19 protein-coding genes and 1 pseudogene are annotated in these 22,584 nt (G+C 70.8%); 12 read left to right on the plus strand and 8 right to left on the minus strand.

Annotated elements, in window-relative coordinates; all coding sequences use genetic code 11:
- The first annotated feature begins 32 nt into the window (after positions 1–32).
- The 4 genes from AB0903_RS05150 to AB0903_RS05165 all read left to right on the plus strand — a co-directional run bounded on the left by AB0903_RS05150 (position 33) and on the right by AB0903_RS05165 (position 6,250).
- Positions 33–770: a response regulator transcription factor gene (locus AB0903_RS05150; protein ID WP_366699222.1), complete on the plus strand. Its 738-nt coding sequence runs from the start codon at positions 33–35 to the stop codon at positions 768–770.
- Complete coding sequence (locus AB0903_RS05155; RefSeq protein WP_366699145.1) at positions 767–1,873, plus strand: ATP-binding protein; 1,107 nt, start codon at positions 767–769, stop codon at positions 1,871–1,873. The genes AB0903_RS05150 and AB0903_RS05155 overlap by 4 nt, the downstream gene beginning before the upstream one ends.
- 323 nt (positions 1,874–2,196) lie before the next feature.
- On the plus strand, positions 2,197–5,988 hold the full coding sequence (locus tag AB0903_RS05160; protein WP_366699147.1) for a multifunctional oxoglutarate decarboxylase/oxoglutarate dehydrogenase thiamine pyrophosphate-binding subunit/dihydrolipoyllysine-residue succinyltransferase subunit: 3,792 nt from the start codon (positions 2,197–2,199) through the stop codon (positions 5,986–5,988).
- Positions 5,989–6,067: 79 nt separating this feature from the next.
- A complete protein-coding gene (locus AB0903_RS05165) occupies positions 6,068–6,250 on the plus strand; it encodes a DUF6104 family protein (RefSeq protein WP_019058231.1) in 183 nt (60 codons plus the stop codon).
- Positions 6,251–6,449: 199 nt separating this feature from the next.
- Here AB0903_RS05165 and AB0903_RS05170 read toward each other — a convergent pair whose 3' ends face one another.
- Positions 6,450–7,256 (minus strand): hypothetical protein, encoded by an 807-nt coding sequence (locus AB0903_RS05170; protein ID WP_366699149.1) that lies wholly within the window; start codon positions 7,254–7,256, stop codon positions 6,450–6,452.
- A 172-nt stretch (positions 7,257–7,428) separates the two neighbouring features.
- Between AB0903_RS05170 and AB0903_RS05175 the strand changes: the two genes are divergently transcribed.
- Positions 7,429–8,301, plus strand: coding sequence for a DUF4097 family beta strand repeat-containing protein (locus AB0903_RS05175; RefSeq protein WP_366699151.1), 873 nt, complete (start codon positions 7,429–7,431; stop codon positions 8,299–8,301).
- Position 8,302: 1 nt separating this feature from the next.
- Positions 8,303–9,301, plus strand: a complete 999-nt coding sequence (locus AB0903_RS05180) for a helix-turn-helix transcriptional regulator (RefSeq protein WP_366699153.1) — start codon at positions 8,303–8,305, stop codon at positions 9,299–9,301.
- An 87-nt stretch (positions 9,302–9,388) separates the two neighbouring features.
- Here the strand turns inward: AB0903_RS05180 and AB0903_RS05185 are convergent, their stop codons facing one another.
- The 4 genes from AB0903_RS05185 to AB0903_RS05200 all read right to left on the minus strand — a co-directional run bounded on the left by AB0903_RS05185 (position 9,389) and on the right by AB0903_RS05200 (position 14,036).
- Positions 9,389–10,807, minus strand: a complete 1,419-nt coding sequence (locus AB0903_RS05185) for a cellulase family glycosylhydrolase (protein WP_366699223.1) — start codon at positions 10,805–10,807, stop codon at positions 9,389–9,391.
- Between the two features lie 62 nt (positions 10,808–10,869).
- On the minus strand, positions 10,870–11,835 hold the full coding sequence (locus AB0903_RS05190; protein ID WP_366699155.1) for a zinc-binding dehydrogenase: 966 nt from the start codon (positions 11,833–11,835) through the stop codon (positions 10,870–10,872).
- A gap of 63 nt (positions 11,836–11,898) precedes the next feature.
- The gene (locus AB0903_RS05195; RefSeq protein ID WP_366699157.1) at positions 11,899–13,464 is read right to left on the minus strand and encodes an alkaline phosphatase D family protein; all 1,566 of its coding nucleotides are present in this window, start codon (positions 13,462–13,464) and stop codon (positions 11,899–11,901) included.
- Positions 13,461–14,036, minus strand: coding sequence for a phosphoesterase (locus tag AB0903_RS05200; protein WP_366699159.1), 576 nt, complete (start codon positions 14,034–14,036; stop codon positions 13,461–13,463). Before AB0903_RS05200 ends, AB0903_RS05195 begins: the two co-directional genes overlap by 4 nt.
- 223 nt (positions 14,037–14,259) lie before the next feature.
- On the opposite strand from AB0903_RS05200, the pseudogene AB0903_RS05205 reads away from it, so the two are divergent.
- Positions 14,260–15,254: pseudogene (locus AB0903_RS05205) on the plus strand (DUF6333 family protein).
- Between the two features lie 187 nt (positions 15,255–15,441).
- Here AB0903_RS05205 and AB0903_RS05210 read toward each other — a convergent pair.
- On the minus strand, positions 15,442–16,653 hold the full coding sequence (locus AB0903_RS05210; RefSeq protein WP_366699161.1) for an NADP-dependent malic enzyme: 1,212 nt from the start codon (positions 16,651–16,653) through the stop codon (positions 15,442–15,444).
- 523 nt (positions 16,654–17,176) lie between these two features.
- On the opposite strand from AB0903_RS05210, the gene AB0903_RS05215 reads away from it, so the two are divergent.
- From AB0903_RS05215 to AB0903_RS05225, 3 genes are read left to right on the plus strand one after another with little or no spacing between them, the layout of a single operon-like run.
- The gene (locus AB0903_RS05215) at positions 17,177–18,124 is read left to right on the plus strand and encodes an ABC transporter substrate-binding protein (protein WP_366699163.1); all 948 of its coding nucleotides are present in this window, start codon (positions 17,177–17,179) and stop codon (positions 18,122–18,124) included.
- 44 nt (positions 18,125–18,168) lie between these two features.
- Positions 18,169–19,149 carry an amino acid ABC transporter permease gene (locus AB0903_RS05220; protein WP_366699165.1) on the plus strand — a complete coding sequence of 327 codons (981 nt, stop codon included), beginning with the start codon at positions 18,169–18,171 and terminating at the stop codon, positions 19,147–19,149.
- Between the two features lie 20 nt (positions 19,150–19,169).
- Positions 19,170–19,922 (plus strand): amino acid ABC transporter ATP-binding protein, encoded by a 753-nt coding sequence (locus AB0903_RS05225; RefSeq protein ID WP_366699225.1) that lies wholly within the window; start codon positions 19,170–19,172, stop codon positions 19,920–19,922.
- Between the two features lie 131 nt (positions 19,923–20,053).
- Here the strand turns inward: AB0903_RS05225 and AB0903_RS05230 are convergent, their stop codons facing one another.
- Positions 20,054–20,743, minus strand: coding sequence for a class I SAM-dependent methyltransferase (locus AB0903_RS05230; RefSeq protein ID WP_366699227.1), 690 nt, complete (start codon positions 20,741–20,743; stop codon positions 20,054–20,056).
- A 181-nt stretch (positions 20,744–20,924) separates the two neighbouring features.
- Between AB0903_RS05230 and AB0903_RS05235 the strand changes: the two genes are divergently transcribed.
- Positions 20,925–21,554 carry a CGNR zinc finger domain-containing protein gene (locus tag AB0903_RS05235; protein WP_366699167.1) on the plus strand — a complete coding sequence of 210 codons (630 nt, stop codon included), beginning with the start codon at positions 20,925–20,927 and terminating at the stop codon, positions 21,552–21,554.
- Here AB0903_RS05235 and sodX read toward each other — a convergent pair.
- Positions 21,458–21,898 carry a nickel-type superoxide dismutase maturation protease gene (sodX, locus tag AB0903_RS05240; RefSeq protein WP_366699229.1) on the minus strand — a complete coding sequence of 147 codons (441 nt, stop codon included), beginning with the start codon at positions 21,896–21,898 and terminating at the stop codon, positions 21,458–21,460. The genes AB0903_RS05235 and sodX overlap by 97 nt on opposite strands.
- Before the next feature lie 130 nt (positions 21,899–22,028).
- Between sodX and sodN the strand changes: the two genes are divergently transcribed.
- Complete coding sequence (gene sodN, locus AB0903_RS05245) at positions 22,029–22,424, plus strand: superoxide dismutase, Ni (protein WP_366699169.1); 396 nt, start codon at positions 22,029–22,031, stop codon at positions 22,422–22,424.
- The last annotated feature ends 160 nt before the right edge of the window (positions 22,425–22,584 follow it).

Raw genomic sequence — 22,584 nt, forward strand, 5'->3', positions numbered from 1 at the left:
AGCTCGCAGAGAACGCGTACAAGGGCGGGGCGATGGAGCAGACACACACCACGCAAGGCGGCGTCGCGGCCACTCCGGGGGCCCAGCGCCGGGTGCTGGTGGTGGAGGACGACGCCACGATCGTCGACGCCATCGCGGCGCGGCTGCGGGCCGAGGGCTTCCTGGTGCAGACCGCCCTCGACGGACCGGCCGCCGTCGACGCCGCGGAGGCATGGCAGCCGGACATGATGGTTCTCGACATCATGCTGCCCGGCTTCGACGGACTCGAGGTCTGCCGCCGGGTCCAGGCGCAGCGCCCCGTGCCGGTGCTGATGCTGACCGCCCGTGACGACGAGACGGACATGCTCGTCGGGCTGGGCGTCGGCGCGGACGACTACATGACCAAGCCGTTCTCCATGCGCGAACTCGCGGCCAGGGTGCACGTCCTGCTGCGCCGGGTGGAGCGGGCGGCCCTCGCCGCGGTGACTCCGCGCAGCGGGATCCTGCGTCTCGGCGAACTGGAGATCGACCACGCGCAGCGCCGTGTGCGTGTCCGGGCTGAGGACGTGCACCTGACGCCGACCGAGTTCGACCTGCTGGTGTGCCTGGCGAACACGCCGCGCGCGGTCCTCTCCCGTGAACAGCTGCTCGCAGAGGTGTGGGACTGGGCGGACGCCTCCGGAACACGAACGGTCGACAGCCACATCAAGGCGCTGCGCCGCAAGATCGGCGCCGAGCGCATCCGTACCGTCCACGGTGTGGGGTACGCCCTGGAGACGCCCGCGCCATGAGTCCACGGCGGCAGGCCGTCGGGCCGGGCAGATGGCTCAGTACCGCGTCCATCACGATATCGATCAAGACCAAGCTCAGCACGCTCGTCGTGGTCTCGGTCCTCATCACCACCGGTCTGATGCTGTTGGCGTTCCACAGCAAGACCGAGGTGCGGTTCATCACGGTCTTCACGATCATCGCCACCCTGTTGATCACCCAGTTCGTGGCGCACGGCCTGACCGCTCCGCTGGACGAGATGAACACCGTCGCCAAGGGCATATCGCACGGCGACTACACCCGCCGGGTGCGCGGCGCCGACCGCCGCGACGAACTCGGCGACCTGGCCTCCACGATCAACCGCATGGCGGACGACCTGGAGGCCGTCGACCGGCACCGCAAGGAGCTGGTCGCCAACGTCTCCCACGAGCTGCGCACCCCGATCGCCGCGCTGCGCGCCGTGCTGGAGAACGTCGTCGACGGGGTGTCCGCCGCCGACCCGGAGACGATGCGCACGGCGCTGAAGCAGACCGAGCGGCTGGGCCGGCTGGTCGAGACGCTGCTCGACCTGTCCCGCCTCGACAACGGAGTGCTGCCGCTGCGGGCGTCGTGTTTCGAGGTGTGGCCCTATCTATCCGGGGTGCTCAAGGAGGCCAACCTGGTCTCGGCGCGGCCCGGCCTCGCTTCCGGGTCGGGCCACCACACCCGTACCGACGTCCATCTCCACCTGGACGTGTCCCCGGCGGAGCTGACGGCGCACGCGGACGCCGAGCGGCTGCACCAGGTGGTGGCGAATCTCATCGACAACGCGGTGAAGCACTCCCCGCCGCACGGCCGGGTCACGGTACGGGCCAGGCGCGGTCCCTATCCGGAGTCGCTCGACCTGGAAGTGCTGGACGAAGGTCCGGGCATCCCGGAGCAGGACCGGCACCGGGTCTTCGAGCGGTTCAACCGGGGCGGCGTCCCCGCCCCGCACGGGCCCGGCAGCGACGGCGGCACGGGGCTGGGACTGGCGATCGCGCGCTGGGCGGTCGATCTGCACGGCGGGCGCATCGGGGTGGCCGAATCCGCACACGGCTGCCGCATCCGCGTCACTCTTCCGGGGGCCAGGTCGGCACGCGGTTGACGTAGGGTTCGAACCGGAAGCACAGATTCTCCGTGTAAGTGGTCGAGACACGGGAAGCCGATCTGCCGAGCCGAGGAAAACTGCCGGTCAGGCAGCTCCCGGAGTGCCGCCAGGGGTGCGGGCCAAGGGCTCGTGACCGCTGATAGCCGTACCCCGGCTCGGCCGAACCGTGCTAGTTTCCCGCCATTCACAGCACCGAAACGCGCTGTTCGGTGTGACTTGCACGACGTTGACCCGCCCGGCCTGCACCTCCCGGCCAGGGAGGCGTAGCCTTTATTTCCGCTGTCCATCACCTTGCGAAGCGGAAGAGGGCGGTTCTCGCCGTGTCGTCTCAGTCCCCCAGTAACTCGAGTCTCTCGACCGACCAAACCGGGCAGGGTCAGAACCCTGCCGCCGCGTTCGGCGCCAATGAGTGGCTCGTCGACGAGATCTACCAGCAGTACCTCCAGGATCCGAATTCGGTCGACCGTGCCTGGTGGGACTTCTTCGCCGACTACAAGCCGGGTGCGGCCGCCACCGCGGACGCCCCCGCCGCCGGAGCGAAGCAGACTCAGGGCGACGGAGCCGGTACGGCTCCCGCCCCGGACGCCGCGCCGGCGCAGCCGGCCGCTCCGGCGCAGCCCACCGCCCCCGCCGCTCCGGCTCCGGCCAAGGCGGCCCCCGCGGCCGCTCCGGCCAAGCCCGCCGCCGCCAAGCCGGCCCCGGCCGCCAAGGCCGACACCCAGCCGGCCGACGGCCCCGAGCTCGTGACGCTGCGCGGCCCGGCCGCCGCGGTCGCGAAGAACATGAACGCCTCCCTGGAACTGCCCACGGCCACGTCCGTGCGTGCCGTCCCGGTGAAGCTGCTCTTCGACAACCGCATCGTCATCAACAACCACCTCAAGCGCGCCCGTGGCGGGAAGATCTCCTTCACCCACCTCATCGGGTACGCGATGGTGCAGGCCATCAAGGCCATGCCGTCGATGAACTGGTCCTTCGCGGAGAAGGACGGCAAGCCGACCCTGGTCAAGCCCGACCACGTCAACTTCGGTCTGGCCATCGACCTGGTGAAGCCGAACGGCGACCGACAGCTGGTCGTCGCGGGCATCAAGAAGGCCGAGACGCTGAACTTCTTCGAGTTCTGGCAGGCATACGAGGACATCGTCCGCCGCGCCCGCACCAACAAGCTGACGATGGACGACTTCACCGGCGTCACCGTCTCGCTGACCAACCCCGGCGGCCTCGGCACCGTCCACTCCGTGCCGCGTCTGATGCCAGGTCAGTCGGTCATCATGGGCGTCGGCTCCATGGACTACCCGGCCGAGTTCCAGGGCACCTCGCAGGACACCCTGAACAAGCTGGGCATCTCCAAGGTGATGACGCTCACCTCGACGTACGACCACCGCGTCATCCAGGGCGCCGCCTCGGGCGAGTTCCTGCGGATCGTCGCGAACCTCCTCCTCGGCGAGGAGAACTTCTACGACGAGATCTTCGAGTCGCTGCGCATCCCCTACGAGCCGGTCCGCTGGCTCAAGGACATCGACGCCTCGCACGACGACGACGTCACCAAGGCCGCGCGGGTCTTCGAGCTGATCCACTCCTACCGGGTCCGCGGCCACGTCATGGCCGACACCGACCCACTGGAGTACCGCCAGCGCAAGCACCCCGACCTGGACATCACCGAGCACGGCCTCACGCTCTGGGACCTGGAGCGCGAGTTCGCCGTCGGCGGCTTCGCCGGCAAGTCGATGATGAAGCTGCGCGACATCCTGGGCGTGCTGCGTGAGTCGTACTGCCGCACCACCGGCATCGAGTTCATGCACATCCAGGACCCGAAGCAGCGCAAGTGGCTGCAGGACCGGGTCGAGCGCTCGGCCACCAAGCCGGAGCGCGAGGAGCAGCTGCGCATCCTGCGCCGGCTGAACGCGGCGGAGGCTTTCGAGACCTTCCTGCAGACCAAGTACGTCGGCCAGAAGCGCTTCTCGCTGGAGGGCGGCGAGTCGGTCATCCCGCTGCTCGACGCGGTCATCGACTCGGCCGCCGAGTCGCGCCTCGACGAGGTCGTCATCGGCATGGCCCACCGCGGCCGGCTGAACGTACTGGCGAACATCGTCGGCAAGTCGTACGCCCAGATCTTCCGCGAGTTCGAGGGCAACCTCGACCCGAAGTCGATGCACGGCTCCGGCGACGTGAAGTACCACCTGGGCGCCGAGGGCACCTTCACCGGCCTCGACGGCGAGCAGATCAAGGTCTCCCTGGTCGCCAATCCCTCCCACCTGGAGGCCGTCGACCCGGTCCTCGAGGGTGTCTCCCGCGCCAAGCAGGACGTCATCAACAAGGGCGGCACGGACTTCACGGTCCTGCCGATCGCCCTCCACGGTGACGCGGCCTTCGCCGGCCAGGGTGTCGTCGCCGAGACGCTGAACATGTCCCAGCTGCGCGGCTACCGCACCGGCGGCACGGTCCACGTCGTCATCAACAACCAGGTCGGCTTCACGGCGGCGCCGGAGTCCTCCCGCTCCTCCATGTACGCGACCGACGTCGCCCGCATGATCGAGGCGCCGATCTTCCATGTGAACGGCGACGACCCGGAGGCCGTGGTCCGCGTCGCGCGGCTCGCCTTCGAGTTCCGCCAGGCGTTCAACAAGGACGTCGTGATCGACCTCATCTGCTACCGCCGCCGCGGTCACAACGAGGGCGACAACCCGCAGTTCACCAACCCGCAGATGTACAACCTGATCGACAAGAAGCGTTCGGTGCGCAAGCTCTACACCGAATCGCTCATCGGTCGCGGCGACATCACGCTGGAAGAGGCCGAGCAGGCGCTCCAGGACTTCCAGGGCCAGCTGGAGAAGGTCTTCGCGGAGGTCCGCGAGGCCACCAGCCACCCGGCGCCGACCCATGTCCCGGACGTCGAGGCCGAGTTCCCGGTCGCGGTCGGCACGGCGGTCTCCCAGGAGGTCGTCAAGCGGATCGCCGAGTCCCAGGTCAACATCCCCGACCACATCACCGTGCACCCGCGGCTCATGCCGCAGATGCAGCGTCGCGCGGCGTCCGTCGAGGACGGCACCATCGACTGGGGCATGGGCGAGACCCTGGCCATCGGCTCGCTGCTGATGGAGGGCACTCCGGTCCGCCTCTCCGGCCAGGACACCCGCCGGGGCACGTTCGGCCAGCGCCACGCGGTGCTGGTGGACCAGGAGACCGGCGAGGACTACACCCCGCTGCTCTACCTGTCCGAGGACCAGGCCCGCTACAACGTCTACGACTCGCTGCTCAGCGAGTACGCGGCGATGGGCTTCGAGTACGGCTACTCGCTGGCCCGGCCGGACGCGCTGGTCATGTGGGAGGCCCAGTTCGGTGACTTCGTCAACGGCGCGCAGACCGTCGTGGACGAGTTCATCTCCTCCGCCGAGCAGAAGTGGGGCCAGCACTCCGGCGTCACGCTCCTCCTGCCGCACGGCTACGAGGGCCAGGGCCCGGACCACTCCTCCGCGCGCCCGGAGCGTTTCCTGCAGATGTGCGCGCAGGACAACATGACGGTCGCGATGCCGACGCTGCCGTCGAACTACTTCCACCTGCTGCGCTGGCAGGTCCACAACCCGCACCACAAGCCGCTGATCGTCTTCACCCCGAAGTCGATGCTGCGTCTGAAGGCCGCGGCGTCCAAGGTGGAGGAGTTCACCACCGGCGGCTTCCGCCCGGTGATCGGCGACACCGAGGTCGACTCGGGCGCGGTCGACCCGACGGCCGTGCGCAAGGTCGTCTTCTGCGCGGGCAAGGTCTACTACGACCTCGACGCCGAGCGTCAGAAGCGCGGCGTCAAGGACACGGCGATCATCCGCCTCGAGCGTCTGTACCCGCTGCCGGGCGCGGAGGTCCAGGCGGAGATCGCCAAGTACCCGAACGCCGAGAAGTACCTGTGGACCCAGGAGGAGCCGGCGAACCAGGGCGCCTGGCCGTTCATCGCGCTCAACCTGATCGACCACCTCGACCTGGCCGTCGGCGCGGACATCCCGCACGGCGAGCGCCTGCGCCGCATCTCGCGCCCGCACAGCTCGTCCCCGGCGGTGGGCTCCGCGAAGCGCCACCAGGCGGAGCAGCAGCAGCTGGTCAACGAGGTCTTCGACGCGTGAGGCGGCTGCGCCGCCGCGTGACGTAGTACCTGGCCCGGCCCCGCGATCCGATCGCGGGGCCGGGCCATATTCTGTCCGTATGTACTTCACCGATCGCGGTATCGAGGAGCTGGAGAAGCGACGCGGCGAGGAGGAAGTCACCTTCGAGTGGCTCGCCGAACAGCTCCGCACGTTCGTCGACCTCAACCCGGACTTCGAGGTCCCCGTGGAACGCCTCGCCACCTGGCTGGCGCGCCTCGACGACGACGAGGACGACGAATAGCCCTCTCGTCCCAGGCCCGGGGCCACGGGTCGGGGCCGAGTGCCGGCGCCGAACGGACGCGCGGACCGCGCAGTACGGGGCACGAGCACCGGGCCGAGTGCCGGCGCCCGGGGGCAACGCCCGGCCGGCGCGCGGAGCGCAGTACGGGGCGGAGCCCCGGTTCTCGGTGAGGGGCGCGCCGGGGGCGGGGCGGGGAAGGTCACCGGCCCGGCGCGTACACACCCAGCCGCGCCCGTGTCCACGGCGCCAGTCCGTGGGCGACCAGGACCGCTCCCGCCGTCAGCCAGCCCCCGCTGCGCCGCCGCAGCCCCCACGCCACCAGCGCCACTCCCGCCACCAGCTGGGCCGTGCCCGCCACCCGGAACCAGGGCGGGGCGGACGGGCGGGGCGGACCGGGCGGGGACCGAAGGGCCTGGGGCTCGCGCCGGCCACCGGCGGGATCGATCTCCTCGGCGTCCGCCGCCCGCGCGGCGGTACGCAGCCCGTCCGCCGACGCACCCGGCGCCAGGCCGGGCGGCAGGGCGAGGCCGGTGCGGGTGAGGACGGCCGTCAGGCCGGCCAGCCTGGTCCGGGCGTCGGACTCGGGGTCCGGTGCGGTCAGCGGTTCGAGGGCCCGCAGGGCGAGGGCCGGGTCGAGCCCCAGCCGCGCCGCGAAGGTCCGCATCGCCTCGTCCTCGCCCGCCGGGGTGCCGTCGGCCAGCCAGACGTATCCGACCGGCCGGCGGAAGCCGGAGGCCAGCGTGAGACCGGCTCCGTCGCCGTCCCACCACAGAGCGAGGACCGGCCGGCCCGCGCCGATCGAGAGCGCCGCGGCCCAGCCGCCCAGCACGGCGTCGACCGGTTCGCCGCCGTCCAGCCACGGCCCGCCCTCGGGGACGAGCAGGCTCCATCCGTCGCCGGCCGGGGCAAGAAGCGCCTGTTCGCGCAGCAGGTGAGCGGCCGGGGCCCGCACGGCCGCCGGGTCGGCCCGGCAGAGCAGCACGGCTCCCGCGGGTGTCGCGTTCATGGCCCCACGCTAGGGCAATTCGCCCCGCAATCGGCGCCAATGCGACGCGTCGCCCGCCGGGGCTGCCCGCCCCCGCGGGCGGCACCTCCCTTGACAACCCGACACCGCGATATATCGTCTTCTCAACGAGACGCGATATGTTGCGTCGTGGCCGGCCCAGGAGGTCAGCATCATGGCAGTGACGACGTGGGAAGTCGCCGAGCCCCGGAAACTCACCTTCGACGACCCTTTGACCACGCTCAATGTCCGGATCGTAGGCGGAACGGTCAACGTCGTGGGCACGGACGAAGGTTCCACCCGTCTGGAGATCTCCGAGATCGACGGCCCGCCCCTCGTGGTCACCAGAAACGGGTCGACGCTCACCGTCGCCTACGAGGACCTGCCCTGGCAGGGCTTCCTCCAGTGGCTCGACCGCAAGGGGCCCCGGCGCAGCGCCGTCGTGTCCGTCGCGGTACCGGCGGCGACGGCCGTCGAGGTCGGTGTCGTCGGCGCCGGCGCGGTCGTCTCCGGCGTGCGGGGCACGACCGCGGTGCGCGGCGTCAGCGGTGACACCACGCTCGTCGGCCTGTCGGGCGACGTCCGGGCGGACACCGTCACCGGCAACCTCGAGGCCCAGTCGGTCACCGGCGACCTGACGTACCACTCTGTCTCCGGCGACCTGACCGTGATCGACGGCGCGGGCGCCTCGGTGAAGGCCGACTCCGTCAGCGGTGACATGGTCGTCGACCTCGGACCGGGCGGGGGGAAGCCGACGGACATCCGGCTGACCACGGTCTCCGGCGAGGTCGCCGTCCGGCTCCCGCACCCGGCGGACGCTCGGGTCGACGCGCACACCGCCGGCGGCGCCGTGTCCAACGCCTTCGAGAATCTGCGGGTCAGCGGGCAGTGGGGCGCCAAGCGCATCACCGGAACTCTCGGCGCGGGCACCGGCACCCTCAAGGCGACCACCGTCTCCGGGGCCATAGCCCTGCTGCGCAGGCCCCCCGCGGAGGACGACCCGTACGAGGAATCACCCGCGGACCACCCGAGTGGGAAGGTGCTCTGACATGCCCCCCGTCTTCGCCCACGGCCGGCTGCGCCTGTATCTGCTGAAGCTGCTCGACGAGGCACCGCGCCACGGCTACGAGGTGATCCGCCTCCTCGAGGAGCGCTTCCAGGGCCTCTACGCCCCGAGCGCCGGCACCGTCTACCCGCGGCTGGCCAAACTGGAGGCCGAGGGCCTCGTCACCCACGCCACCGAGGGCGGCCGCAAGGTGTACTCGATCACCGACGCGGGCCGTGCCGAGCTGGCCGGACGCAGCGGCGAACTGGCCGACCTCGAGCTGGAGATCCGCGAGTCGGTCTCCGAACTGGCCGCGGAGATCCGCGACGACGTCCGCGGCGCGGCGGGCAAGCTGCGCAGCGAGATGCGCGCGGCGGCGAGCCGTACCGCCCAGGACTCCGGGACCGCCGCCGGCGACCGGGTCCCGGGCCCGTTGGACTTCGGCGACCTGGGCGACTTCACGGACACGGAGTCGTGGCGCGCCGCGAAGGAGGAGCTCAAGCGCGCCAAGCAGGAGTGGAAGGAGCAGACGCGCCGCGCGAAGGACGAGTCGCGGCGGGCCCGCGAGGACGCCCGGCAGGCGCGCCGCCAGGCGCAGGAGGCGCGCGAGAACGCACGCGCCGAGATGCAGCGCATCGCCCGGCAGGTGCAGGAGCAGGTCCAGGACCACTTCACGCGCGGCGACTGGCCGACCGGCGTCCGCGAGGGTCTGTCCGAGCTGACCACCCAGCTCGGCGGGCTGGCACGGGGCACGGCATGGCCGCCGTATGCAAAGCCGGACGCGGCGGACGCCGACCCCGACTGGGCGAAGGACACCGTCGAGGCGGGCGCTTCCGCCGACCCGGCGCGTGATCTGGAGCGGCTGCTGGACCGCTTCCGTGACGACGTACGGGACGCGGCGCGCGACCACGGCGTGACGGCGGACCAGCTGGGCGAGGCCCGGCGCCATCTGTCGACGGCGGCGGCCCACATCACCGCCCTGCTGCGCGGCCCGGAGGCGTGACGAGGGCCGGGGGCCGCGCGGCTCCCGGCCGCCCCACCCGCCGGGCTCAGCCGATTCTCGCCGTCCCTCCGTCCGCCGGGCACGGCATCACCTGGGGCTGACGCCGACCGTGACGTGCTCGCCCGGGCGGGCGTGGACGCGGACCGTGGCCGTCCGGCCGGGTGGGACGGTGCGGGTCTGCGGCCGGGCGCGGCCGGTCACCTCGATCCGCCAGCCGCTCGCACCGGGTGGCACCGAGATCTCGCTGACGCCGCGCGCCGAGCGGTACTCCAGCCGGTACGTCCCACTCCCCGGTTCGTACCTCTCGGCCGTCACCCTGCCCGCCACGGCCGGCGCGTACGGGGCCGCGGTCTGCTCCTTGTTGGTGCGGAACCGGCCCTCCGCGTCGACCGCGCAGTACCCGCCGCCGTAGCACCAGACGTACCCGGCCCAGCCGGAGCCGTAGCGGTTCAGGGAGGCGAGCGCCTCACGGTAGAAGCGGCCCATGTTCGGCAGCGCGTTGTTCAGCGGGCCCCACTCGCCGACCACGACGGGCATCCGGTGACGCGCCGGATACTCGGTCACGGCCTGCTCGTACGCCTCGATCCAGCCCGCGGCGGGGTCGTAGTCGGCGCCCGCCTCCATGGCGGTGTTGTAGAAGTGCGGGGCGTAGACGACCCTCGGGTCCTCGATCCGGCCCAGCCCGGTCGGCACTCCCTCACCGACGATCGGCGTCGGTTCGACGAACAGCCAGGTGTCCCGGTCCACCGCACGGACCGCGTCCGCGAGCCGGTTGTACATCGGCGTGAGCTGCTCGGCCTCGATGCGCCGGGCGGCGGTCGCCAGGTCCTCGCCCTCCCGGATCTCACCCATGGGCTCGTTGATCAGGTCGTAGCCGAGGACGGCGGGGTGGTCCTCGAAGCGGTGGGCCAGCACCCGCCACATCCGCGCCTGGGCGAGCCGCAGGTCCCGGTCCTCGTAGAGATGGGTGAACGCGCGCTGCACGGCGGGCTCGAAGTATTCGGAGAACCAGTCGTCGGGATGCGGAGTGAACGGCAACCCGTCCGTCCTGGTCGCCCACTCGGGGATGCCCCGGTGTCCGAAGGCAGGCCCGAAGACGTCCTGATGTGCGTCGATGAGCACATGGATCCGGTGCTTGTGCGCCCAGTCCAGCACCTGGTCGATCTTGCGCAGATACCGCTCGCTGTAGCGGCCGCGCACCGGCTCCAGGTCGTCCCAGAAGACCAGCAGCCGGGCGAAGTTGAAGCCCTGGGCACGCAGGTCGCGGAAGTGTCGCTCGGTGATCGCGGACAGGGCCGCCTCGCCCCGGTGGGTCTTGTCCTCGACGTTCCAGCCGCGCAGGGTCAGGACCCGGCCCCGGTCGTCCGTCAGCCGGGGGATGCCGTCGGGCGCTTCCCGGGCGGCGGCGCCGTGGGCCGGAGCCGGCACGGGGTCTTGTGCTCCGGCGGGCGCGGCACAGAGCAGCAGGACGGCACAGACGAGGACGGCGAGCAGACGGCGGTGCATGAAGACCTCCGGCACGGTCGTAGAGCAGTGCCGGAGATCCCATCAGCAGACCTGACGATCCATCAAGAGTTCGTCAGGACAATCTTTCCGAACAGCTCACCGGAGGCGATCTTCTCGAAGCCCTCCCTGGCCCGGTCCAGTGGCAGCACCTCGTCGATCACCGGCCGCACACCCGTGGCCGCACAGAACGAGAGCAGGTCCTCCAACTCGTCCTTGGAGCCCATCGTCGAGCCGACGACCTTCAGCTCCAGGAAGAAGATCCGCGTCAGCTCGGCGTGCGAGGGACGGTCGCCACTGGTGGCACCCGAAATGACCAGAGTGCCGCCGGGACGCAGCGACTTGACCGAGTGCGACCAGGTCGCCGCCCCGACCGTCTCGATGACGGCGTCCACCCGCCGCGGCAGCCGTGCCCCCGGCTCGTACGCCTCCTCCGCGCCCAGCTCGACGGCGCGCCGGCGCTTGGCCTCGTCGCGGCTCGTGGCGTACATCCGCAGGCCGGCCGCCTTGCCCAGGACGATCGCGGCGGTGGCCACACCGCCGCCCGCGCCCTGGACCAGGACGGAATCACCGGGGCGGACCCCGGCGTTGGTGAACAGCATCCGGTAGGCGGTCAGCCAGGCGGTCGGCAGGCACGCGGCCTGCTCGAAGCTGAGTTCCCTCGGCTTCGGCAGCACGTTCCACGTGGGCACGCTGACCCGCTCGGCGAAGGTGCCCTGGTAGCGCTCGGTGAGGATGGAGCGGGGCTCGTCGGGGCCGACGCCGTGACCGCTCTGTCCGACGACGGAGTGCAGCACCACCTCGTTCCCGTCCTCGTCGATGCCGGCGGCGTCGCAGCCGAGGATCATCGGCAGCTTGTCCTCGGCGAGACCGACACCGCGCAGCGACCACAGGTCGTGGTGGTTGAGGGAGGCGGCCTTGACGGTCACGGTCGTCCAGCCCGGTCGTGCCTCCGGCGCCGGGCGTTCGCCCAGCTCGAGGCCGTTGAGCGGCTGGTCGCGGTCGATACGGGCGGCATAGGCGGCGAACATGACCTTGAGAGTAGGCCGGGCCGGTGCGTGGCGGAACCACGCACCGGTGTGACACGCGTCCCGCTACTCCCTCCGCCACTGCGCGGGAGAGCCCTTCGTCGCCGGGTCCTCGTACGAGCCGGTGCTGCCACGGTCGACGTGGAAGCTCGTGAGCGTGGTGACGGGCGACGCCGCGTCCCGACGGTCGCCGATCACCCGCATATGGGCGCTGAAGCGCTCGGGGGTGGCCTCGTAGACGTCGTAGCCGTAGCGGTTGCCCTCGAAGTACTTCAGATGCGGGTTGGCCGCGCCCATGAGCGGCCCGTTGGCCTCGTTCCAGTCCGCGCTGTACGCGCCCGAGGTGACCGAGTGCGCCGTGAACTCCGTACCGACCAGCGGCGACGACGGGTCGTCGAAATCGGTCCTGATGTCGTCGACGAACGCGGAGTGCCAGTCGCCGGTGATGACGACGAGGTCCTCCAGACCGCTCGCGTGCACATGGCTCAGCACCTCCTTCCGCTCCGCGAGGAAGCCGTCCCACTGATCGGTGAACATGTACGAGCCGCCGGGCCGGCCGCGGAGCTGGCTGAGCATGATCGAGTTGGCCCAGACGTGCCAGGAGTCGGGCGCACGGTCGATGCCGCGCCTGAGCCAGGACTTCTGCTCGGCGCCGAGGATCGTGCCGCCCTCGATGTTCTGCGCGGAGCGGTACGAACGCAGGTCGAGCACCGTCAGTTCCAGCAGGTCGCCCCAGCGGCGGACCCGGTGGATCTCCGGGTCCGGCAGCGCGAAGGCGCCGTCGTCGCGGTGGGGCATGTGCTCGTACCACGCCTGGTACGCGGCTGCCCGACGCCGCATGAACGGAGCGCCGCCACCGGTGCCCGAGTAGTCGTTCGCCACCTCGTGGTCGTCCCACGTCAGGAACCACGGATGGGCGGCGTGCGCGTCGCGCAGGGACGCGTCGCCCTTGTAGAGCGCGTGACGGCGGCGGTAGTCGGCGACGGTGAAGACCGACGGCCCCTCGTGGTCGCGCACATGGTCGGCGGGTACGCCGCCGACCCGGCCGTGCTCGTAGATGTAGTCGCCGAGATGGACGACGAAGTCCACGTCCTCGCGGGCGATGCCACGATGGGCGGCGTAGAAACCGTCGTGGAACGCCTGGCAGTTGGCGGCGGCGAACCGCACACCGCCCACCCGGCCGACGGGCGCGGTCAGGGTCCGGCCGGTGCGGCTGGTCCTCCCGAGCGCCTTGAAGGCGTACCAGTAGCGGGTGCCGGGCCGCAGCCCGGAGACCGGCACGTGAACACTGTGGCCGAGGGTCGCCGAGGCCGACGCCGTACCGCGTGCCACGACCCGGCGCAGCGACCGGTCCAGGGCGACGGTCCACTCGACCTCGACGACCTCGGGCAGGCGCTGCTCGGCGGCGAGCGGCTCCGGCGCGAGCCGGGTCCAGAGCAGGACGCCGGTCGGCTGCGGGTCGCCGGATGCGACGCCCAGGGTGAACGGCGCGGGATCGTAGTCGGCGCCGAGCGCCTCGGCGGCCTCGCGGGCCTGCGCGGGGCTGAGCCCCGCGCTCAGCGGCCAGGCCACGTTCAGCGCACCGGCGGCCGCGGCGGCCCTGAGCAGGGTCCGCCGGTCGAGCCCGGTCACCCGCGACCCCCCGTGGTCGTGAGGCCGAGCGTCATCGCGTCGGCGTAGCCGTCGTTGGAGGTGCCGCCGCTGCGGGTGAACACCAACAGCAGGCGTGCGGTACGGGAGCCGGGCGGCACGGCCCCGGACGCCGTCCGCTCCAGCAGCCCGGTACGCGTGCCGCGTTCGGCGGCCGTGACGGGTCCGAGCACGCTGAGCGCCGTCGGCGTCCCGGCCTCGTCCCGGAACTCGGCGGAGAGCCGGGCGCCGTCCTCCTGGGCGGCGTACCCGCCGAGCCAGGCGGTGAGCGTGTAGCTCACCTGACCCGCATCGACGGCGACCCGGCCGGCCGGGCCGGTCGCGGGCAGCGTGATGTCCTGGACCAGGGCGGTGCGGGGCGAGTTGCCGCCGCTGAAGAAGCGCGAACCGCGGCGGGCCGGACCGGGGTCGGCGGCGGTCGGGTATCCGCCGCCCACGTCGTACCCGACCAGTGCGGGAGCACCCTGAGCGACCACCCAGCCGGTGACCGTGCCGACCGGCTCGGCGCTCCCTCCCGGACCGCTCTCGGCATCACCGTTGACAACCAGATTCACCAGCGCCTCCTGGGTGACGTGGGGTTGGCGCGGAGCAGCACACCAGCACAAGGTGAACCTGAGAAGTCCCCCGGCGGAACGCCCGCCGTGTTCCAGCCACACCTCCCCCTCCGGGCTCCGCCCGGCACGGGGCGGAGCCCGGAGGGTCGGTCAGCGGTCCTCGCTACCGTGGCGTTCTGGACGCTCCTCTCTTCAGGGCCCTGACATCCATGGAGGCAGTGCGATGACCGACGACGGCTTCTGGGAGTACCCGCCGGAGCAGGACGTCGCGAGGTACGGGGAGTTCAGGCTCACCCTCGTCGAGCAGCCCGTCCCCGCCGGCGCGAAGACGCTGCCCGCTCACGACCCGGCCCGGGCAGGGGAGTTCGTGGCCGCGCTCCGCACCGTCGACGCGGTGCTGGAGGAGGTCGAGCGGATCGAGGCGGTCGAACGGCCGCCCTTCGCCACCCGCGCGGATCTCGACCTGGTCGGTGTCGGATGCTGGGGCACGGTGACCGAGATCAACGATCCCGCCTGGCGCTCAGCGGAGGGACCCACCCGCTCGCCGAGCAGGCGGACGCGCTGGCCGAGCGCTTCCCGGGGGCGGTCGTCATCGGCTCGGCTACGATCGACCACAGCATCACCTACGGCACCCACGTCATACACCACCCGGACGGGGCACACCTGTTCGGCTCGGGGTGGAGCGGCGAGGGGGGATGGGAGAGCGCCGGCACACCGCAGAAGGTCGTCGACGCCTTCGGCATCGGCGCCGACGACCTCGCGCGGGAAGGCGTCGACCTCGGCGCCGACCCCGGGTCGTTCCACTGGGAGGGGCTGGTGCGGCTCGCTCTGCTGCGTGTCACCCCGCTGTACCGCAAGGGCCGCGCCCTGTCCGTGTTCCGTGTCCGGCACACCGAGAAGGCCACTGGCGATCTGGAAGACACGTGGATCCGGAGCCTCGACACCGCGGCGGCCATCACCCTGACCGGTCTCGACGAGGCACAGGCCGCGAAGCGGCCCAACGTCATCGACTTCTCCACGCTGGAGATCAACTACGTCGGCACCCCGGTCCAGGGCGAGGGCCTCGACTACTCGATGAAGGCCGACTACGTCCAGGACCCGGACGCGAACCCCGGCTACGGCGGTGACGCCAAACTCCAGCTCGCCTCGGACGCGTTCTTCACCTGGCTCACAGCCCGGAACGGGCCCGGGGCAAGCTCAACCGGGGCCCGGCGATAGCGCGACAGGGGCCGGGCGCAGCCCGGAACGGGCCCGGGGCTCCGGGTAAGGGGACGGGCGGGGAGGGGAGCGGCTTCGCGCAGCGGCCCCGCCCCCGCCCCCTCCCGCGGCCACAACACGAACGGGCCGACGCCACCCCCCGCACGGGGACGGCGCGGCCCGTCATGGAAACCGCACGCGCGGCGACTCAGCGCCGGGCGACACCCTCCGCCCGCGCCGCCGCGGCCACCGCCGCGGTGACCGCCGGGGCGACCCGCTCGTCGAAGGGCGACGGGATCACGTAGTCCGCCGAGAGCGCGTCGCCGACGACGTCCGCCAGCGCGTCCGCCGCCGCGATCTTCATGCCCTCGGTGATGCGGGAGGCCCGCACCTGGAGGGCGCCCGCGAAGATGCCCGGGAAGGCAAGGACGTTGTTGATCTGGTTGGGGTAGTCCGAGCGCCCCGTGGCCACGACCGCCGCGTACTTGTGCGCGATGTCGGGGTGGACCTCGGGGTTCGGGTTGGCCATGGCGAAGACGAACGCGCCCGGGGCCATCGACGCGACGGCGGCCTCCGGCACCGTGCCGCCGGAGACGCCGATGAAGACGTCCGCGCCGGCGAGCGCGGTCTCCAGTGAGCCGGAGAGCCCCGCCCGGTTGGTGAGCTCGGCGAGCTCGCGCTTGACCGGGGTCAGGTCCTCGCGGTCACGGCTGACGATGCCCTTGCGGTCGGCGACCGCCACGTCACCGAGACCGGCCTCCAGCAGGAACTTCGCGATGGCCACTCCGGCCGCGCCGGCGCCGGAGATGACGGCGCGCAGGTCACCGAGCGGGCGCCCGGTCAGCTTCGCGGCGTTGCGCAGGGCGGCGAGCGTCACGACGGCGGTGCCGTGCTGGTCGTCGTGGAAGACAGGGATGTCGAGGCGTTCCTGGAGCTTGCGCTCGATCTCGAAGCACCGGGGCGCCGAGATGTCCTCGAGGTTGACTCCGCCGAAGGACGGCGCGAGGCGCACGACGGTCTCGATGATCTCGTCGGCGTCGGTCGTCGCGAGGGCGATCGGGACCGCGTCCACGCCGCCGAACTGCTTGAAGAGGATCGCCTTCCCCTCCATGACCGGGAGCGACGCCTCCGGCCCGATGTCACCGAGACCGAGCACTGCCGTGCCGTCGGTCACGACGGCCACGACCTGCGACTTCCATGTGTAGTCGTGGACGAGCTCGGGCTTCTCGGCGATGGCGGTGCACACCTTGGCGACACCGGGTGTGTAAGCGAGGGACAGGTCGTCCTTGTTCCGCACCGGCACGGTGGCCTGGACGGCCATCTTGCCGCTGCGGTGCAGCGCGAACGCCGGATCGAAGGGCTCGTCGGCGCTCTCCGTGCCGGCACTGTCGCTGTGAGGATTGACGATCTCCGCTGCCATTTTTCGTTGACCCCTTAAGTCTTCAAGGTTGAGGGTGGCCACTCCTGGTTGAGGAGGGGTGGGCGGGCACCGCGTCCGTTCCTGCACCAGGCGGTTGGCCCGCCCCGGCAGGGGAGGTACGCACGCGCGGGCGCGCCGCACACGCGCCCTGAGCCCCGGATGAGGGGTGTAAGGATCCTTCTTACCGGACCGACGGCACCGCGGACGAGTCGATTCGCACGCGGTGACGCGGCTCATAGCCGGAAATCGGGACAAGCCAGCCAGCTGCGGCGGTACCCGCCCAGAAGGCAAGGCGGCCGAAGATCCTTCGGCGGAAAGAAGGCTTTCCCGCGAATGGTCCGGCCTTGATGTACCGGCCCGCAGGGGTTCGGGGGTGACCCGTTACCCGATTTTGACATGCGTGGCCCCCTGAATGGGCTCGTCCGAATGGCAAGATGCCGAAAACACACGAGGTCGGGGACACTCGAAGATGAGTGCATACGACCCGATAACTCCCACCCTCACCCGCCGGAGGACTCCGATCATGACCGCAAGCACCACGCGCCGTACGACCGCCGTGAAGTCCCGGATCGCGGCGGTCAGCGCCATCGCGGTCGCAGGCACCATGCTGCTGACCGCCTGTGGCGACCAGACGGACAGCGGATCCAAGGAGTCGGAGACCAAGGGCAACGCTTCCAACGCGCCGCTCCACGACAAGCTCCCCCAGAACATCCGAGACAAGGGCGTCATAAACGTCGGGTCGGACATCGCGTACGCGCCGATGGAGTTCATGGACGAGAACAACAAGCCGGCCGGTGTCGACATCGACATCGCCAGGGCGCTGGGCAAGGTCCTCGGCGTCGAGTTCAAGTTCGAGAACGCCACGTTCGACCAGCTCGTGCTGGGTATGAACAACGGCCGCACCGACATCGTCATGTCCTCGATGACGGACACCAAGGAGCGTCAGCAGGGCGCGACCGACGACGCCAAGGGCGGCGCCGACTTCGTGAACTACTTCCGGGCCGGCTCCGCGATCCTGGTCCAGAAGGGCAACCCCGAGAAGATCACCACGCTCGACGACCTGTGCGGTCTGACGGTCGCCGCCCAGCGCGGCACGGCGAACGAGACGCTGCTGAACGAGACGCAGAAGAAGTGCGGCTCGGACAAGATCAAGCCGTTCATCTCGGACCAGGACAGCGACTCCATCACGCAGCTCCAGACCAAGCGCGCCGACGCGGTGATCACCGACTTCCCGGTCGCCCTCTACAACGAGCTGAACGCCGGTGGCGGCAAGCTCTTCGAGGTCGTGGGCGAGCAGATCGACGCCGCGCCGTACGGCATCGCGGTCAGCAAGAAGAACCCGGAGCTGCGCGACGCCCTGCAGGCCGCCGTCCAGAAGATCATCGACGACGGCTCGTACGCCGCGGTGCTGAAGGAGTGGAAGGCCGAGAGCGGCGCCATCGAGAAGGCCACGATCAACGCCGGCCAGTGACGGCCACCCCTCGCCACCACCTCCCCATGTAAGGCAGCAACCCTGTGACTGACCCCCTCGACAAGGCGCCGGCCGACGTCCCACCGGACGGCGGCCAGGACGGCTCCCCCCCTAAGGACCCCGCCGCTCACCCGGGACCCATCAAGGCGGTTCCGGTGCGCCACTACGGACGCTGGATCAGCGCCGTCGTGGTGCTCGGGCTCCTCGCACTGCTGGTGAAGGCGTTCGCGGACGCCCAGATCCAGTGGAGCGTGGTCGGTGAGCAGATCACCAACGGCACGTTCGCCTGGGGCGCCTGGGAGACCCTGAAGATCACCGTCTACTCGATGCTGATCGGTGTGGTGCTCGGCGCGATCCTCGCGGTGATGAGGCTCTCGCCGAACCCGGTGCTCTCCGCCGTGGCCTACGGCTACATCTGGTTCTTCCGCGGCACTCCGGTGCTGGTCCAGATCCTGCTGTGGTTCAACCTCTCGCTGGTCTTCGCCTATCTCGACCTCGGTTTCATCTACAAGGACGAGATGAACCAGGTCATGACGCCGTTCGTGGCGGCGCTGCTGGCCCTCGGCCTGAACGAGGCCGCGTACATGGCCGAGATCTGCCGGGCCGGCATCCAGTCGGTCGACCAGGGCCAGACCGAGGCGGCGCACGCGCTGGGCATGAAGGGCGGCAAGACGATGCGCCGCATCGTGCTGCCGCAGGCCATGCGGGTGATCATCCCGCCGACCGGCAACGAGTTCATCAACATGCTCAAGACCTCCTCCCTGGCGTTCGCCATCGGGTACGGCGAGCTGTTCCTGCGGGGCCGCGAGTTCGGCTCCCGGACGCTCGCCATCATGGAGGGCTACATCGTGATCTCGCTCTGGTACCTGGCGCTGACGACCGTGTTCAGCATCGGCCAGTACTACCTGGAGCGGTATTACGCCCGCGGTTCGAGCCGTTCGCTTCCGCCGACGCCGCTGCAGCGTCTGCGCAAGCAGCTGTCCTCGTTCCGTGTGCAGAGCAACGTCGGAGGCGTGAAGGTATGAAGTCCCAGTCGACGCAGCCGATGGTGAAGGCCGAGAACGTCCACAAGTCGTTCGGCCATGTGAAGGTGCTCAAGGGCATCGACCTGGAGGTCGCCCACGGCGAGGTGTTCTGTCTGGTCGGTCCGTCCGGCTCCGGCAAGTCCACCTTCCTGCGGTGCATCAACCACCTGGAGCAGATCAACGGCGGCCGGCTCTCGGTCGACGGGCAGCTCGTGGGCTACCGCGAGAAGGGCGGCAAGCTCTACGAGCTGAAGGAGAAGGAGGTCGCGGCGCAGCGCAGGGACATCGGCATGGTCTTCCAGCGCTTCAACCTCTTCCCTCACATGACGGCTCTCGCCAACGTCATGGAGGCTCCGGTCCAGGTCAAGGGCGAGTCGAGGGCCGTCGCCCGCGAGCGTGCGCTCCGGCTGCTGGACCGGGTGGGTCTGGCCGACAAGGCCGGGAACTACCCGACGCAGCTCTCCGGCGGCCAGCAGCAGCGAGTCGCCATCGCCCGCGCGCTGGCGATGGAACCGAAGCTGATGCTCTTCGACGAGCCGACGTCGGCCCTCGACCCCGAGCTGGTGGGTGAGGTCCTCGACGTGATGCGGGGCCTCGCGGAGGACGGCATGACGATGATCGTCGTGACGCACGAGATGGGCTTCGCCCGTGAGGTCGGGGACGCTCTCGTCTTCATGGACGACGGCGTGGTGGTCGAGGCCGGCCACCCGCGGGACGTGCTCGGCAACCCGCAGCACGACCGGACGAAGTCGTTCCTGTCGAAGGTGCTGTAGGCGCGACGCGGTAGGCGCAGGGCACTGGAGACCGCAAGGCGCAGGCCGCAAGGCGCTACACGCCGCGTGGAAGGGGCGGTACGGACCTCGAGTCCGTACCGCCCCTTCTTCCGTGTTCCCGCTGAGGCGGTCTACTTCAGCGCCAGCACCAGCGCGTCGCTCGGCGACGCCCACACCGGGCGGGCCTCGTCGAAGCCGGCCGCGCGCAGCGTTTCGGCGTGCCACCGGGCAGAGGGGGTGTCGCCGTCGGCGTGCTCGCCGTAGATGCGGAACCGCTCCGCGGTGGACTCCGCGAGGACCGGGTCCTCGGCGGCGAGCGCCCACCACTCGGCCCAGTCGAGGGCGCCGGCCGCCTTGGCCCGTTCCATGCCGTCGTGGCGGTGCGCTCGCTCGGCGGCGTCGATACGCGGCGTGGACTCGTCCTTCATGTGGTCGGCGTTCATGAAGACGCCACCGTCGCGCACCAGGGCGGCGATCTGCCCGTAGAGGACGGCGAGCGGTTCGCTGTGCAGCCAGTGCAGGGCGGTGGCGGTGAGCACCGCGTCGTACGAGGCGTGCGGCAGGGCCGCCGTCCAGGCCGGGTCCTTGAGGTCGGCGGTGACGAAGGTGACGCGCTCGTCCCCGGCGAAGTAGCCCCGGGCAATGGTCAACAGCGCGGGGTCGAGGTCCACCCCGGTGCTCGTCGCCTTCGGGAACCGCCTCAGCAGCCGGTCCGTGATACTTCCCGTACCGCACGCGAGGTCGAGCACCCTCGGCTCGGGGCCGACCGTGGCCTCGACCATGTCCAGCATGACCCTGAACCGCTCCTCGCGGTCGGGCATGTACCACTCCTGCTGCCGGTCCCAGCTCTGCTGCCAGGCCGCCCAGTCGGCACTCTCCACAGCACCCGCTTCAGCACCCGTGCCCGCATCGGTCGCACTCACCGGAATCCTCCCGTCCGTAATACCCTCGAAGGGTAAGCAGCCGTTACTCACTCTAGAATGCCTGCGGTAAGGACTACAAGTGGAACTGGCCTATTACTCGGACTACGCCGTGCGCCTGGTCAACACCGAGGAGCCGGCTCGCAACAAGGACTCCCTCACCTCCATCGAGTCCGTCCGCGAACTCTTCGGCGAGTCGACGCAGGCCGCACGCCGTGCGGGAGACTCCGACGTCACCCGCTTCCGGTCGGTACGCGGCCGGCTGCGCGCCGTCTTCGCCGCGGCGGACGCGGGCGAGGAGACCCAGGCCGTCGACCTGCTCAACTCGCTCCTGCTGGAGTTCCCCGTCAGCCCGCAGATCTCCGGGCACGACCACCGCGACGAGGACGGCCGCCCCAAGTGGCACATGCACCTCGCCGACCACCCCTCCAACGCGACGGCGGGATACGCAGCGATCGCAGCGATGGGGCTCGCCTTCCACCTCACCGAGTACGGCGTCGACCGCCTCGGCCTGTGCGAGGCCACTCCCTGCCGCAACGCCTACCTCGACACGTCCACCAACCGCTCGCGCCGCTACTGCTCCGACCGCTGCGCCACCCGCGCCAATGTGGCCGCCTACCGCGCGCGCAAACGCCTGGAGAGCGAGCGGTCGGCCAGCACCGGCCGCACGGCCGAGGCCAGCCAGACGATGACACCGAGCACCGACCGCTGACCCTGGCCGAGCGGGCGGAACCGGCCGCGCACCAGCCCGAGCAGCAGCTCGGGCGGCACCACACCGAACACCCGGCTGTCGCCGTCCGCGCCGGGATTGTCCCCGAGCACCCACCAGCCTCCGTCGCGACGCTCGGCCAGCCGTTTGACGATGAGGAGATCCTGCTGGAGCGGATGGCGGAGCACCACGACGTCCCCGGCCCGGAACGCGGCACGGTAGTCGACCAGCAGCCGGTCCCCGTTCACCAGCGTCGGCACCATCGAAGGCCCCGTCACTTCGGCGAACCCGAAGCGCGCCCTCGGCTCCTGCCACTGCTCAGTCATCAGCCACCTCCGGCTCCCCACTGTATGTTCGGCCACCCGCCCGACACGGACCCCGGACTTTTGACCTAAGCCCAAGGGGGCACCCGCCAAAACGGCTCCCTCACGGAGTAATGTCCCACCTGAGAAGACGATCACGAGGAAGGACAGCTCCATGCTCTCCCGCCTGTTTGCCCCCAAGGTGAAGGTCAGCGCCCACTGCGACCTGCCCTGCGGTGTGTACGACCCGGCCCAGGCCCGCATCGAGGCGGAGTCGGTCAAGGCCGTCCAGGAGAAGTACCAGGCCAACGAGGACCCGCACTTCCGCGCCCGCGCCACGGTCATCAAGGAGCAGCGCGCGGAACTCGCCAAGCACCACGTCTCGGTGCTGTGGAGCGACTACTTCAAGCCCCCGCACTTCGAGAAGTACCCGGAGCTGCACCAGCTCATCAACGACACGCTGAAGGCGCTCTCGGCCGCCAAGGGGTCGACCGACCCGGCGACCGGCCAGAAGGCGCTGGACCACATCGCCCAGATCGACAAGATCTTCTGGGAGACCAAGAAGGCTTGATCTCAGCCTAGGCCGCCTGACCCGCACTTTCGCGGGTCTGGTCACCTACCGGTCCGCGCCCGGGCCGGGCGGGGGCGCCGCGGTGGGCGGCCGGTGCGGCCCGGGGGGGGGGGTGTAGCCCCCGCGGGCGGTGGCGGGGGGGGGGCCGAGAGATGGAGCG

The organism is Streptomyces sp. NPDC048389 (assembly GCF_040706335.1).
In the GTDB taxonomy this organism is placed as follows: domain Bacteria; phylum Actinomycetota; class Actinomycetes; order Streptomycetales; family Streptomycetaceae; genus Streptomyces.